Raw genomic sequence first — 15148 nt, 5'->3', positions numbered from 1 at the left:
GCCTCGCGCCCTCGACGGGGGCGTATACCATAGCACGGATGGCTGGCTGCGGGACGACACCGTGGTTTGACTGCCACCGGTCTGTCTGATAACGTCCCTCGTCCATGCGACGAGCGCTCCGGAGCGTCCGCGATGCGGCCGGCTGGCTGCTTCTGACGATCGCGGTTCCGACATTTGCCCCGGCGGCGCCGGCAGGCGGGGCGGCGCCCCGGCCGCCCACTCTCGGTCTCGGCTACGAATACGACCTGGGGTCGGGACGCGAAGAATTCCTGCTGCCGGATCCCGTCCTGGATCCGTCCATCGCCCCGGACCATCCGCTCTACGTCCGTATCCGCGCCCCGTGGTCCCTTCTGGAACCGGGCGAGGGGACGTACGACTGGAGCGAGGTGGACCGGATCGTCGATCCCTATCGGGCGGCGCACTTCGTCGTGACGCTATGCCTGTACGGGCCCAACCCCGCCATCGACCCGGGTGGTTCGATGCCTTCTCCCGGCCGGCCGGCCGTCCTGAAGGCCTGGCTCGGGTTCACCCGCGCGGCAGCGCTGCACTTCAAGGGCCGGGTGCGCTACTACGAGATCGCGGACGCGCCCAACCGGGAGCAGGGATGGGCGGCCGCCGGGGTGATGGACTTCGCCTACGTGCTCAAGAACACCTCGGTGGTCATCCGGTCCGCGGACCCCGAGGGCCGGATCGCCCAGGGAGCCCTCGACCTCGGAGCCGAGTCTCTGGAGGCCGACTTGGACTGGCAAAAGGCCCTCTACGACCAGGGGATCGCAACGTACGTCGATGTCCTGCCGGTGCGCCCGCCAGCCGGCCTCCCGATCGAGCGCGCGATAGCCAAGGCCTCGGCGCTGCTCCTGGATCAGGACCCCTCGGCCCAGCTCTGGGCGGTCCGCGTGGCGGCGGAGGGAGTCACCGATCGCGAACGGGCCTCCGATCTCCTCGGCCGGTTCATCACGGCCCAGGGGGAGGGGGCGGCGGTGGTCAGCTTCGATCTCGAGACCGACGTGAACGGGCAGCCGGAATTCCCCGGCGTGCTCCTGGACCTGCACAAGCTGTTTCTGCCGACCTACGCGCCGGTGAGCGGCGCCCTGGCGTTCGAGGCGACCGGCGAGGGGGCGGGCCGGCGGATCGAAGGGATCACGTCCTATGCGTTCTTCGACGCCGGGGCCTACCAGGGGCTTGTCGGCTTCTTCGCCCGCGGTCCGCTGCCCGAGCGGGGCGCGAGGGTGGTGATTCCAACCGCCGCGGTACGGGGCGCGGCGATCTACGACATCATCGGGGGGGCGGCCGGCCCGCCGGGAGGGGCCGTCGAGCCGGACTTCAAGAGCAACACGACCCGCGTCCCCGTCCCCCTGTACGCCCGCCCGCTCGTCCTGCAGTACTCCCGGGTGGCGATCAAGGGGTTCGAGGCGGAGAAGGAGCAGCTGCACATTGAGGGGAAGGGGCTCATCACCGCCGAGGAGGTCATCACCGGCCACCAGGCCTTCATGGCCGACCAGAGGTTCAGGCTGAAGAACTACCGGGCCGACGCCATCCTGACCTACCACGGGAAGGTCGCGGGCAGCAACACCATCGACGTCAGCTTCGACAACGCCTTCTTCTGGGATCCGGCGACGGGGGCCGAGTGGGAGCAGCGCGCCCTGTACTACAACGGCGTCCGCTGGAAAGGGAAGAAGCTGCCGGAGCTGCCGATCCCGCAGCCCGAGAAGGTGTTCACCCTGCCCCTCGACATCAACCTGAACAAGGACTACGTCTACGAGTACGTCAGCGAGGACAAGGTGGGCGGGTTCGACTGCCATGTCCTCGAGTTCAAGCCGATCGATCGCAGCAGGAACCTGTACGAAGGACGGGCCTGGATCGAGACCCGGACGTTCGCGCCGGTGAAGACGTCCACCGTCCAGACGAAGCTTTCGCCGCCCCTGACCTCCAACGAGGAGGTCGATTTCTACAGGCCGCACGCAGGGCCGGACGGCTCGACCTACTGGCTCCTGACTCGGGTGGAAGGGCAGCAGATCCTCTCGGTGGCGGGCCAGGCCCTGGTCCTGTCGCGGGAGATCGACTTCAAGAACGTGTCGATCAACGACGCCGGGTTCGCGCAGGCGAGGGAGGAGGCCTACCGCTCCGATCGCCAGATGCTGCGCGACACCCGCGAAGGACTCAGGTACCTCGAGCGCACCGAGAGCGGGGAGCGCCAGGTGAAGGAACAGACCAGGAAATCCGCGCTGCTGGGCCTCGCCGGCCTCTATCGCCAGCCCGGACTCGACTACCCGGTCCTGCCGCTCCTGGGAGCCGGGTACTTCAACTACGACGTGGGCGGCCGGAACGTGCAGACGACCGCGCTCCTGGGCGGAGTGATCAACCTGTTCTCCTACACCGACCCGCACCTCTTCGGGAAGCGGCTGGACGCCACCGCGCAGGTGGTGACGCTGGCCGTGAACCTGACCGACCAGCTCTTCGTCCAGGGCAAGGAGCTTGCAGAAAGCAACGTCGACGCGCGGTCCCAGAGCCTGTCCGGATCGCTGGGCGCTTCGCTCGGGAGCTTCATGCGATTGAAGGCGACCTACGGACTGGACTATGTCAACTACAGCCGCGACGTTGACTCCGAGACGTTCGTCGTGCCCCGGGACACGTTCATCCAGTCGCCGGGAATCCAGTGGGAATTCAATCGCGCGGCATGGAGCGTGGTCGCGTCCGGCCAGAAGAGCTTCCGCAGCCGATGGGGGGCATGGGGCGATGAGACCCTGCCCTGTCCGTCCCCCGGATCGTGCCTGTCGGATTTCGACGCCGCCCAGAATGACTACGAGACCTACGAGTTCAGCGTGGCGAAGCAGGTTTTTCTTCCCTTGTTCCAGAAGCTGCGGTTCGAGGCGATGTGGCAGACGGGATCGCGCCTGGACCGGTTCAGCGAGTTCCAGTTTTCGTTCTTCGGGACCCGGGTGCGCGGCTTCTCCGGGTCGGGCGTGCGCTACGACCGCGGAGGGATCGTCCGGGCGCAGTACGCCTTCAACATCGCCAACGTCGTCCGCTTCGACGCCTCCCTCGACAGGGCCCGGGTCCGCGACGTCCTGACCTCGGACGACTACCACTCGTTCACCGGGCTCGGGATCTCGGGCAACATGATGGGGCCCTGGGAGACGGTCCTGCAGTTCGACGTCGGGGTGGCCCTGCAATCAGATTTCGAGCCCCTCAAGGGTGGGACCGAGTTCCAGATCGGTCTGTTGAAATACTTTTGATGAAGTAAAGGACCGATCCATGTGCGGCATCGCTGGGATCTTCAGTCGGGGAGACTCGCCGATCCAGGTCAATCGTCTCCTGCGGATGAGGGACGACCAGGCGCACCGAGGTCCGGATGACCAAGGCCTGCACACGTCGCCGCACATCGGTCTGGCCTTCAACCGTCTCGCCATCATCGATCTTTCCCCCACGGCGAATCAGCCCATGGGGCCGGAGGACGGATCCGCCCGGATCGTTTTCAACGGCGAGATCTACAACTATCGGGAGCTGCGATCCGATCTGGAGTCGCAGGGGCGGCGCTTCCTCACCCAGAGCGATACCGAGGTCATCCTGCAGGGATACATGCACTGGGGGATCGACGTGGTCAGGCGCCTCAACGGCATGTTCGCCATCGCCCTGTGGGACGCGCCGCGGCAGACGCTCTACCTGGCCCGGGACCGGGTCGGCAAGAAGCCGCTCTTCTACCGGGACGGAGACGGTGAAGTCGTCTTTGCCTCCGAGGTGCGGGCGCTGGTCCGGGGACTGAAGAGCATCCCACCGGTCGACCAGGCCGCCCTGAACTCCTACCTCGGCTACCTGTGCGTTCCCGGTGACATGTCCATCTACGCGGGCGTGCGCAAGGTGCCGCCCGGAAGCGTCATGACCTGCACGCGGACAGGAGCGCGCACCGATTCCTACTGGAAGCTGTCGTTTCGAGAAAAAATCCGTTGCACCCAGGAAGAGGCGGTCGAGCGGCTCGATGAACTCCTCGAGAACGCGACCCGGCTGCGCCTCATCGGCGACGTGCCTCTGGGGGCATTCCTCAGCGGCGGAGTTGATTCGAGCACGGTCGTCGCCATGATGAGCCGGGCCGGTGGCGCCGTGCGGACGTTCTCGGTCGGGTTCGCCGAAGAGAGCCACAACGAGCTGCCCCATGCACGGGCTGTCGCGGAGGCGCTGCACACGGAGCACACTGAAATCCGCGTCGAGGCGGACGCCGCGGCCATCCTTCCCAGGCTGGTGTGGCATTACGGGGAGCCCTTCGCCGATTCAAGCGCGGTTCCGAGCTACTACGTGTCGGAAGCGGCCCGCAAGCACGTCAAGGTCGCCTTGAATGGCGACGGGGGCGACGAGCCCTTCGCAGGCTACCCCTGGAACCGCGCGATTCGAACGATCGAGTGGTGCCGCCGTCTGGCGGGCCGACGCTTGAGCCGCGCCGCCCTGAAGTCTCTCGGGAGCGCATTGAAGCGGGTGCCGGGGGCCCACGGCCGGCTCCTGACCCTGGTGGGCCTGCTGCCGGAGTGGGCCGAGCGCTCGGCCGCCGACCTCTTCTGGATCTGGCCGGGGTATAAAAGGTTAGACTTGGAGAGGCTTTACCTTCCCTCCTTCCGTTCGCAGCTGACCAGCCTCGATCCGGCCGAGTACTGCCATGAGGTGTACCTCGGCACCGATGGAGCGGACGAGGTGGACAGGGGGCTGCAGGTGGTGATCCAGACCTATCTTCCCGACGATCTACTGGTGAAAATGGATATCGCGTCGATGGCGAACTCGCTCGAGACCCGTTCGCCGCTGCTCGATTTCCGCATCCTGGAGTTCGCCGCCGCGCTGCCGTCCTCGATGAAATTCAAATGGCTGCAGGGGAAGCATCTTCTCAAGACCCTGGCCGCGCGACTGGTCCCTCCCTCGGTCGTCTACCGCCCCAAACAGGGCTTCGGCATCCCGCTGGCGTCGTGGCTGCGCGGACCCCTGAGAAAGCCGCTCGAAGTGCTGCTCACGCACCCGCGTTTCGAGAGTCGCGGCTACTTCCATCGGTCGGAGGTGCGGAGCCTCATCGCTCGCCACATGGCTGGCGAGGACCAGTCCTCGAAATTGTGGGCGCTCCTCTGGCTCGAGCTGTGGTTCCGTATGTTCATGGATGGGGATCTGGGCCGCCAGGATTCGCTGCACGACATCAAATAGCAGATGTGGAGACGCGGAACAGGTCCGGCGTCTGAGCGAGTCCCGCCGTGATCCGCTCCCGCACTGCGGCGATCAGATCGTCCTTGGTCTCCAGGGAATAGGAGGAGGTCGGAACCGGTTCGCCGAACACTACCTCGATGGTGCCGGGCCGGATCCGCAGACTGCCCTTGGGCAGGACGTCGTGTCCACCTCGGATGGAGACGGGGACGATCGGCACGCCGGCCTGCAACGCGAGGATGAACCCTCCCTTCTTGAAGGGGAGGAGCCGGCGGTCGGGGCTGCGCGTGCCCTCTGCGAACACGACGACCGAGGTTCCCTTGCGAATCATGCGTGCCGTCCGATCCAGGCTCTGGATCGCCTTGGCGCGGTTGGTGCGGTCGATGAAGACGAATCCCGCGAACCAGAGAGCCCAACCGAAAACGGGCACGTAAAGGAGCTCTCGCTTGGAGACCATCCGGAAATCGGATTTCATGGCCAGTGCGAGCGCGGGGATGTCGAACTGGCTCTGGTGGTTCGCGATGTAAATGCTCGGTCGGGCAGGATCCAGGTGCGGATGGTAGATGGCCCGGGAGCGCACCCGGCAGGTCCGCAGCACCAGCCAGGACCAGAGGCGCGCCAGCGGCCTCAGAGTCGAACCCCCAGGGACCAGAACACAGAGGACAATCGTGATCGTTCCGATCACGAAGGTGTACAGGACAATGAGCGCCAGGCGAAGCAGGTTCATCAGCGCAGACTCGGTCGCGGGATGGTGCGGTCCCTCCGGCGGCAAGTATAGACTGTGCGCTCCGTTCCTTGACCGGAGCACGTCGCTCCGTTAGACTTCCGTTCTCTTTCATCCGTGCCGAAAACGCAACTCCGCGGAACGCCTCCGGCCTTTGCCTGACGCTTCTTTCGGCGGCCTGTGTGGCCGTATAGGGCGTGGGGCTGACCGGCGGCTACGTTTCCGATGACTTCCAGTTTTACTTCGGATCCGGCTTTTTAAAGGTTCCGGCGTCGGCCGCCCAGGCTCTCTGCGGCCGGAATCCCGTCCCTCTCCAAATCCTCAACCTTGGCCTGCACGTGCTGCTGGGCGGGCTGATCCATCTTGCCATGATGCGGCGAGTTCCGTGAACAGTGTTCTGGACTTGGCGTTGGGGCATCTCGGCGCGATCTCGCCCAGAGCCTTTCCCCAAATGCCACAGGCGGTGAGCGAGACCTCGCCGATCTCGAACGGGCGACGATCGAGACCGGAAGCCAGCAGGACGACCTGTCTCTCGAGCCCGCGAGGGTGAGCTGCCCGACGACGAGCACCAGCCGGTGAAGCGCCGGGGGGTCCGTCAGCCGAGTCGCCGCGGCTCCACGTTTGGGCCGCCCGCACCCTCCGTGACGGCGCCGACCGCCCTGCCGCGGAGTTGCGCCCCGGCCCTCGACGAGGCCTGCCGTGCCACCTGCCCGACACCGACGGCCAGCCCCAGGCACATCCAGTTGTACTTGAGGCTCTCGAGGCTGCCGGCGAGGGCCCCGGTCATCACCAGGATCAGGCTGATCTCCATCGCGAACGCGTGGAGTTCCAACTCCTTCGATCCCGACCGTCGCCCCCATCGCAAAGCGAAGCCGGCCTCGCGGAGCGCCAGCAGGTACATCATCAGGAAAAGGGCCAAGCCGACGAGCCCCATCTCGGCCGCGACGCTCACGTACGAGTTGTGGGCCACGAGCTGCCGGCCCGTCAGCTCCCCCGGGGAGTAACGCGGCAGGGCCGCGACGAAGTTGCCCGGCCCCACGCCGAACACCGGCCGGTCTTCGATCATCCGCATGCCGGCCTGCCACAGCCGGACCCGCAATCCGAAGGTGTCCCGCTGCTGCCGGATGGCCGGGACGATGCTGCCGACGCGCTGCCAGACGGTGTCCGGTAGCAGGACGGTAACCAGACTGAGCGCGGCCACCGATCCCGCCAGGATCAGAAGACCCTTGTCCCTGACGACCCTGTACCAGACCGCCAGAAGCCCCACGGCGAGCATGATGAAGCCGGTGCGCGACAGGGTGAGCGCGAGTCCGAGGAAGAAGACCGGCAGGGTGAAGATAAGGAACAGCCTCGCCAGTCGCCCCGGATCCGCCTGGTAGAGCAAGCAGGCGAAGACGATCGCGAAGCTGATCCCGCTGGCGAGCCCGTTCCGGTTGCCGATGAATCCCACGGCGACGTTGGTCAACCCCAGGTAGTACTCCGCCAGGGCGAAGATGGTGGCGAGGCAAGTCCACAGGACGATGGCCCACTGCACTCCCCGCATCCGGCTCGGGCGATCGATGACCGAGATGAACATCAGCGTCGCGCCCGCCAGCTGCACGAAGCTGAAGACGCGGGCGAGCGCCAGCTCGTCGTCGAGAGCGTAGACCGAGGAGACGCCGGTCCAGGTCACGAACGCGAGCATCACCAGCACGAACGCGCCCAGCCGGAAGCCCAGCCCGCGCCGCAGGGCGGCGCTCAGGAGCCATCCCGTGAGGATGACCGCACCGAGCACCTTCGGGCCCGTGACACCGCCCTCGCTGGGAAGGACGTTTTCGAGGTACATGACCGCGATGAACGCATGGATCCCGAGGTACGGGCGCAGCGCCAGGATGACCAGGCCGATCCCGCCGATCGTCAGGGCCGCCACGACGTCCGGATCGAGGTGCATCCGGATCAGTCCGACGGCCAGCAGCGTCAGGTAGCCCAACACGATCAGCATCATGATCGGGCGGCTCATGTCGCGACGCAGCGTGCTCATCGTGCCGTCCCCGGCGCCATGCTGGCGCACTGCTCCCGGTGGCCGCTCGCGCCAGGGTTCAGGGCGAGGAGCCCGAGCAGGAACCGGGCATCGTAGGAGCACGGGTCGATCGCGATGGCCTTCTTCCGGAACTCCACGGTGCAATCGCGCTCGTCCTGCGCGACCAAAAGGCGCGCGGCATCGATCTCGATGAGGGCGGGGGTCAGGTTCTCGCGGGGATCCTCTGACGGGGCCTGGAGGTCGATCGGTCTCTTCCGCCGCAGGCGCTCGGGGTTGCTTCCCCAGGCGAGAGCAGCCCGATTGTGGCCCCACGAGGTGCGGTGATCGTTCCAGAAGAAGGCCCGCTCGCCCCGCTGTCGCTGGACTGTGGCGGCGCACTCGCGCCCGAAGTAGGCCGTCTCCCCTCCCAGAAGCAGGGAGAAGAGGGCGAAGAGCAGGGCCTTCCTGGCCAAGGGGTTCATCGCGTAACTTGGGTCCGCCGGGTCTCAGAATATACGACGTTTGCCCGGGGCATGCAATCGCCAACCATCCCCGGTCCCGGTGATTCCCCACCAGGACCGGGCGTTCCGCGGCCCCGTCCGGACCGCCCCTGAGGAGCGATGTCCAAGACAGGCCTCACCAGCAACCTGAAGACGATGTCCCTGGCCGCCCTCCGCGCTCTTCTCCAGGAGCATGCACACCTGGTTGTTCTTCCGGCCGCAGTCGATGAGGACCACCGGACCCTTCGCGCGGAAGGCCCGTCGCACGCAGCCAATGGCTGTCTTGGGACGATCGCCGCGCAGGATAGGCCATCTCGGCCAAGGCCCCGACAGTGCTAGAATGCCGGCATGGTCCTAGCCTTGCGATCGCTGGAACGACGCACGGCCATCATGGCCATCGGCCTGACACCCCTCGTAGGGGCCGGCGTGATGCGTCCGCGCGGCCGATCTATGCATGGGGACCTTCCGCTCCCATGAATTCGAGAAGATGACGCTCATCCTGCCATTCCCTGTACGCGGTCGCTGCGCCCTTACGATTTGACTTCTGAGCGCCGCAATGGCCCCCCTTCCATCCGAATCCGAGGCTTCGGGATGACCACGGAACGTGACCAGGGCTCGCACTCGAATTCGACGGGGCACCGCCTGGCGCTCCTCGCTGTTCTGTGTGTCGCCGCCTTCGTAAGATTCTGGGGAATCGGCTTCGGGCTCCCGAACCCGGAGTGCCGGCCCGACGAAGCTCACCTGATCAGAACGGCGCTTCGCTTCAGTTCCGGCGATTTCAATCCGCACGTGTTTAACTATCCCACGCTCTACATGTATGTCCTGTTCTTCTTGTATGGTTGCTACTACCTTCTCGGGACCCTGTCGGGAAGGTATTCATCGCGACCCGACTTTCTCACCGAATACGCGCTCGATCCGTCCAACTTCTACCTCATTGACAGAACCATTTCGGCAACTCTCGGCATCGCGACCGTCTGGCTCGTCTACCGCATTTGCGCGCGCTCCGTCGACCGGAGGACGGGCCTCGTCGCAGCACTTTTTCTCGCCCTGACACACCTCCATGTCCGAGACTCGCACTTTGGCGTCACGGACGTACCGCTGGCGTTTCTGATCATGTGCTCCGTTCTGTTCATATCCAGAATCCATGCTCATCCGACTCGGACGAATTACCTGCTCGCCGGGATTTTCGCCGGACTGGCCATGTCCACGAAGTACAGTGGTCTTTTTCTGGCCGTCCCTCTCCTTTTGTGCCACGTGTCGCTTGTCCGCCCGTTGTACGTCAGCGTGCTCGGGTCCTTGATCGATAGACGGATCTTGGTCTTTGTCCTTGGGATGGTATTCGCCTTCCTGGCCGGGACACCGTTCGCGTTGATCGATTTCCGGACGTTCCTTTCCGGGGTTCTCTACGAGGCGTGGCATCTCTCTTCGGGCGATCGCATCGACCTAGGCAGGGGATGGTGGTACCACCTCCGCTTTACCTTGTGGCACGGCCTTGGATGGAGCCTGCTGGTCGCATCGCTGGTCGGATTGTTCATTTTCGCACGCCGAAGTCCGAGAACCGCGCTCGTCCTCTGGTCCTTTCCCATGGTCTATTACGCCATCGCGGGAAAAGGGTTGACCGTGTTCCTCAGGTACATGATTCCCGTCGTCCCTTTTCTCTGCATCGCGGCAGCCGTCAGTGTCATTGACCTCGCCGACCTCATTGCACGGGGTCGTTCCTCCTATCTGAAGAACGGTGCGACCCTGGCCCTCGCGGGCCTCATTGTCTTCCCTTCGGCCCATAACGTAATCCGATCAAACTCGCTTCTCGACAGACCCGATAGTCGCCTCCTGGCCACCAACTGGGCACAGGCTCACCTCGAGGGACACAGTTCCGTCTATCAAACCGGCGGCTGGGAGCGCCTGCGGCTGCCCGAAACTCGTGAATCCCTGGAGAGGACCTCTGAGCCTGCGTCCGGTGCCATCGGGGAGATGAGGGCGGAGATGGACCGCATCCTAGCCGATCATCAAGAGGCGAAGCAGATCCGGGTGTTCGAGGAATGGGCCTATGATCCGAAATCTCGCAAGTTCGCTTTTGGCCATGAGATCAGACATGATCGACCCCGATACATCATCACGGCCTCGTCACCGCTTTCAACGCGCAATGAGATCCCGGCCGGGATAGGACGCCTATTGGAAGAATCCTACAGACGTACGAGGTCCTTCCACGTGACCGAACTCGATCGGAAGGACAACTTCTTCGATCAACAGGACGCGTTCTATTTGCCCTTCGCCGGTTTCCACGACGTCGAGAGGCCCGGACCGAACATCGACATCTACGAACGTGCAGACTGACGCATCAGTACCCGTGCGGGCCCTGGACTGCATGTTCGGGCGTGCGCCCGGTTTCCCCTGGCTCCAATGCTTGTGAGACCCGCTCCACCGCTTCCCACCGCCTGAGATAGTTGGCGACCCAGCGCCTGGCTAGGGTTGCCATGCTGGCCGGAAGGAACGGTATCCGTGATCGGAATGAGCATTGCCGTACACCGGCCGCCGGGGTATATTCAGGCCCTCGCAACCGCGGAAGCCCTGGTGAATCCTTGATGGCAACTGTGCTGATGCCGATCCCCACGACCGCTGTGAGGCATTAGGTGGAGCGTCTGCTCTACCGCCGTCCGGGGGCGCCCGCGGGCGCCTCCTGCCGTCTGGTCGCAGTCGGCGACCTGATGCTCTCCGGCGGCGTGCGCCGGCGCTACCCGGGAGCGGCCGGCGCGGACGAAGCGTTCGCCGCGGTCGCTCCGATCCTGCGCTCGGGGGACATCGTCTTCGGCAATCTGGAGACCCCGCTGTGCGCCCCGCGACCGGGACGGGAGCTCTTCAGGGGTGACCCGGCGATGGCCGGGCCTCTGTCGCGCGCCGGGTTCACGGTGCTGTCGCTGGCCAATAACCACATCCTGGAGTACGGTCCCGGCGGACTGCAGGAGACGCGTCGCGTCGTGGCGGCCGCGGGGATGCTTCCGCTGGGCGCCGGTGGGACGCAGGAAGAGGCGTCGCAGCCCGTCGAAATCGAGGCACAGGGCTTGCGGATCGGCCTGCTGGGATTCGGCAGGACGCTGCAGCGGCAGGACGATCCCGAGGTGCCCGGCTTCGTCGAATGGGACGAGGGGCTCGCGATGCGATCGGTTGCGGCGCTGCGGGATCGCGTCGATTGCGTCATCATCTCGATCCACATCGGGTTGATGTGGCTCGACTACCCGAAACCGGAGTTCAAGGAGATCGCCGACCGCCTCCTGGCCGCCGGCGCGCATGTCGTCCTCATGCACCACGCCCACGTCCTCCAGGGCTATGGCGTGGAAGGAGGACGGGCGGCGGTTTACAACCTCGGCAACTTCGTCGCAGATGTCTTCGAGGGAGAGCTGGGCGTCCCGCCGGTGCCCGAAAAGCAGAGGGAATCCGCCATCTTCATCATGGAGATCGACAAGGAAGGGGTCCGCACGATCGCCGTGGTGCCGATCCAGGTGACGGACGATTACCGCGTCGTGCCGGCGGTCGAAACGGAGGCGCGGCGGATCATCGATCATCTCGAGGCGGTCAGCCTGGACATCCGCCTGGATCGGTATCGAGAGGCGTTCACCCGCCAGAGAGCCTCGCTGAACACCGGGAACCTCTTGAGCTGGCTCTGGATTCACCTTCGCAAAGGTCACTGGCGGGAGCTGACCTCGAACATGTCGCGCGCGCGCCCGGAGCACCTCGTAATGCTCGGCCGGTTCGCCATGCACAGGCTCGCGGCGTTGTGGCGGCGCTCTTGACGGATGCCTGGCCGGCCCTCGTCTGCCCGGATGACGCCCAGCCGCTCGAGCGAGCCGCGGCGGGACTCGCCTGCCGCCGGGGCCATGCCTGGGCCGAGCGGGCCGGCATTCCCCGCTTCGTGCCCGAACGAGGGTACGCGGACGCCTTCGGCTTGCAGTGGAACGTTCATCGCAGGACGCAGCTCGACTCCTACACCCGCACGACTATCTCCCGTGACCGGGCGCGGCGCTGTCTGGGAGAGTCCCTCTGGCGGGCGCTCCAGGCTCCCGGCAGGACCCACGTGCTCGAGGTGGGTTGCGGGGCGGGACGATTTACCGAAGTGCTGCTGTCGACGGGTGCCTGCGTCACCTCGGTGGACTTGAGCTCCGCCGTCGAGGCCAACCAGGAGAACTTCCCGCAGGACGATCGGCACCGCGTCGTCCAGGCGGACATCCTCTCGCTGCCCTTCGCTCCCGCGCAGTACGACATCGTATTCTGCCTGGGTGTCGTGCAGCACACACCCAGCCCCGAGGAGGCACTGGCGCGACTGTACGCCCAGGTGAAGCCGGGCGGTTGGCTCGTTCTGGACCACTACACCTATACTCTCTCACAGTTCACCAAGACGGCGCCGCTGTTCCGCATCGTCTTGCGCCACCTGCCGCCCGAGCAGGGAATGCTCTGGACCGACCGCCTGGTCCGGTGGCTGTTCCCACTGCACCGGGCGGCCCGCCGAAGCCGAGTGGCGCAGGCCCTCCTCAGCAGGGTATCTCCGGTGCTGTCCTACTACCACGCGCTGCCGCTCAACGACGATCTGCAGCGCCAATGGTCGCTGCTCGACACGCACGATTCGCTGACGGACTGGTACAAGCATTTCCGCACTCGCGACCAAATCCGCCGCGCTCTCGAGCGCATCGGCGGGGTGGAGATCTGGTGCGAATACGGGGGGAACGGGGTTGAGGCCCGTGTGCGCCGCCCTGCGGCGGGGCGCTAGGTGTCCTCGGCGAGTACGTTGGCCGCATCTTCGACGAGGTCAAGGCGAGGCCGTTCGCCGTCGTCACCGAGGTCGCAGGCTACAGGTCCGATGAACGCCGGCGGGTCAGATCGATCCTGAGCTCTTCGTGACGTTGGATCGGCGCCGCTGTGACAGGACGCCGGAAATCAGCGCAGCAGCCCCGACGATCAGGCCGGGCCGCGTCGGCAACAGATAGCGCGGCTCGGCGTAAAACAGGGTGTGAAACGCCAACAGTGCGACCCAAGGCACCCATATCGGCCAAACCGACCAGGGACCTCCCGGGTGGTGGAACGTGAAGATGAGTGCGCAGGCAAGAACGAGGACGCTCAGCGCATTGATCGCGATATGAACGCTCCAATACGCGGCCGGTCCTTCCCAAGGACCAATCTTGAAGGTCTGACGACTGACCGAGTTGACGCGAGCGAAATGGATCGATAGCGCCCGCACCGCGACCATCTTCAGTCGGAGGAGTGGATTTCTGAGGAAATCGTTCCAAATCCACTGATATTCGAGAGACGCGAGCGGCACGTTCTTGCGTCCAGCTTCGAGCTCCAGCGACGTGAGCTCTTCGCTCCAGGTGATGTAGTCCACACTGTCCGGGCGGGTCTTGATGTCCCAGAAGCGCCAATCCCACGTCTCCGTGCGGTACTGGAAGCTGCCGTGGAACATCACGTGAGCGAGATACGAGCCCTGTCGGGCGATCTCCGGGCGGCCGGGAAGCTGCGCGATCACCATCCGAGTCACCGCTAGGGCGAGCACCACGACGAGAACGCTGCGACCGAGAAGGATACCCGCGCGGTCACCACGTCTTGCCAGGACGACTGCGCCCAGCACCATCAGCGGCAGCATCAACGCACTGTTGGGCCTCGAGAGGATCAACACCGTGGTGCCGAGCGCCAATGCCAGCGCGCTGGACCAGGAGCTCTTGTCGGCGGGAGTCTTGTCGTTCGCCCAGAACCATGCGGCGATCATCAATATGGCGCCGAGATACGCCGGGTTCTCTGCGCTGATGCCAAACGCGTAGTAGATGTTGAACGGGTTGAGCAACGTGATGACGACTGCGAAGAGCCCGGCCGTTGTCCCTCCAACGCGAGCGGCGGCTCTTCGCAGCAACAGCAGGGAGACGCCCATCCACAGTGCGGTCCAGAACACGCCAACGCGCCAATAGTCGTCGTCGGACGAACCTTGTTTGATGAACAGATAAGGAATCGCGTAGTAGACGACGGGGGCCGGAGCCTTCGTCATGGCGACGCTGGTCCAGGGCATCTCGCCGCGGAGGGCCGCGGAGAGAGCCTTGGCTTCGATGTGGAAGTCCGTGTCGCCAAACGGCTTTGGTTTGAACCCCACATTCGCCACGAGAAGGAAGCTCGCAGCGAGACAGAGAAGAGCGGCGAGATCCCAACGATCAAGAACCGACTGTTTCACGCGAAGAGTAACTCTGACGAATCGGTACCAAGAGGAGGACTTCACGCGGACAGCATCGCCGAGAAGCTCCGTTCCGGACGGGCGGCCCTGACCCGCCGGCATCCGACATAGTGTAACCCAAGCCGATCCCTCCTGGGCATGCGGCTCGGAGTCGTCCTCGCCGCCGGATCGCGAGGAGGTTCTCGCGGGATCACGGTCAGGGGCTGCGCAGGTAAACTGTGGTCCGCTCTTGAGCGGGTGGCGTCAACCGGGGGCGAGGGCCGCGAGGTCGGCGGCGCGATCGCGCACGCTCTCGGTGTTCGAGGCGCTCGGCGAAGGTGAACGCGGGCCGCCAGACCAGCGACCCGTATCCGAAGACCCAAAGCGCAGTTCACATGGCTCCCGCCCGGGACCCGATGTCAGCGGGTTCCTGAGGAGACCTTCATGAATCGGAGCGGAACAAGAGCCCGGGAACTCATGGCTCGAATCCAGCCTGGTGAAGCCGCCCGCCAGCCCGACTCTGGTCGACGGCTCTGTGGTACGCTACCGCGGAAAATGAGACCCGAGCC

General features: G+C 65.2%; 10 protein-coding genes. 6 read left to right on the top strand and 4 right to left on the bottom strand.

Translation table 11 applies throughout. From position 1 onward, the window contains the following. The first annotated feature begins 104 nt into the window (after window positions 1-104). Together VGV60_02720 and asnB are read left to right on the top strand one after the other, a co-directional pair. A complete protein-coding gene (locus VGV60_02720) occupies window positions 105-3236 on the top strand; it encodes a hypothetical protein (protein HEV8700164.1) in 3132 nt (1043 codons plus the stop codon). A 19-nt stretch (window positions 3237-3255) separates the two neighbouring features. Then, window positions 3256-5175, top strand: coding sequence for an asparagine synthase (glutamine-hydrolyzing) (asnB, locus tag VGV60_02715; protein ID HEV8700163.1), 1920 nt, complete (start codon window positions 3256-3258; stop codon window positions 5173-5175). Here the strand turns inward: asnB and VGV60_02710 are convergent. Continuing rightward, entirely contained in the window at window positions 5168-5899 is a 732-nt protein-coding gene (locus VGV60_02710; GenBank protein ID HEV8700162.1) for a lysophospholipid acyltransferase family protein, read from the bottom strand. The two genes, asnB and VGV60_02710, sit on opposite strands and share 8 nt — an antisense overlap. 194 nt (window positions 5900-6093) lie before the next feature. Between VGV60_02710 and VGV60_02705 the strand changes: the two genes are divergently transcribed. Continuing rightward, the gene (locus VGV60_02705; protein HEV8700161.1) at window positions 6094-6285 is read left to right on the top strand and encodes a hypothetical protein; all 192 of its coding nucleotides are present in this window, start codon (window positions 6094-6096) and stop codon (window positions 6283-6285) included. Window positions 6286-6491: 206 nt separating this feature from the next. Here VGV60_02705 and VGV60_02700 read toward each other — a convergent pair whose 3' ends face one another. Together VGV60_02700 and VGV60_02695 are read right to left on the bottom strand one after the other, a co-directional pair. Continuing rightward, on the bottom strand, window positions 6492-7916 hold the full coding sequence (locus VGV60_02700) for an O-antigen ligase family protein (GenBank protein HEV8700160.1): 1425 nt from the start codon (window positions 7914-7916) through the stop codon (window positions 6492-6494). Continuing rightward, window positions 7913-8368, bottom strand: coding sequence for a hypothetical protein (locus VGV60_02695; GenBank protein ID HEV8700159.1), 456 nt, complete (start codon window positions 8366-8368; stop codon window positions 7913-7915). Before VGV60_02695 ends, VGV60_02700 begins: the two co-directional genes overlap by 4 nt. A 618-nt stretch (window positions 8369-8986) precedes the next feature. Between VGV60_02695 and VGV60_02690 the strand changes: the two genes are divergently transcribed. The 3 genes from VGV60_02690 to VGV60_02680 all read left to right on the top strand — a co-directional run bounded on the left by VGV60_02690 (window position 8987) and on the right by VGV60_02680 (window position 13154). Then, the gene (locus VGV60_02690) at window positions 8987-10729 is read left to right on the top strand and encodes a glycosyltransferase family 39 protein (GenBank protein ID HEV8700158.1); all 1743 of its coding nucleotides are present in this window, start codon (window positions 8987-8989) and stop codon (window positions 10727-10729) included. A 296-nt stretch (window positions 10730-11025) separates the two neighbouring features. Then, window positions 11026-12183: a CapA family protein gene (locus tag VGV60_02685; protein ID HEV8700157.1), complete on the top strand. Its 1158-nt coding sequence runs from the start codon at window positions 11026-11028 to the stop codon at window positions 12181-12183. Further along, complete coding sequence (locus VGV60_02680; protein ID HEV8700156.1) at window positions 12180-13154, top strand: class I SAM-dependent methyltransferase; 975 nt, start codon at window positions 12180-12182, stop codon at window positions 13152-13154. The genes VGV60_02685 and VGV60_02680 overlap by 4 nt, the downstream gene beginning before the upstream one ends. A gap of 105 nt (window positions 13155-13259) precedes the next feature. Here the strand turns inward: VGV60_02680 and VGV60_02675 are convergent, their stop codons facing one another. Beyond that, window positions 13260-14600, bottom strand: a complete 1341-nt coding sequence (locus tag VGV60_02675) for a hypothetical protein (GenBank protein ID HEV8700155.1) — start codon at window positions 14598-14600, stop codon at window positions 13260-13262. Between the last annotated feature and the right edge of the window lie 548 nt (window positions 14601-15148).

The sequence above is a fragment of the Candidatus Polarisedimenticolia bacterium genome (assembly GCA_036001465.1).
Lineage (GTDB): Bacteria > Acidobacteriota > Polarisedimenticolia > Gp22-AA2 > Gp22-AA2 > Gp22-AA3.
The sequence above is the reverse complement of the archived record's forward strand: the minus strand, read 5'-3'. Positions and strand labels throughout refer to the sequence as shown.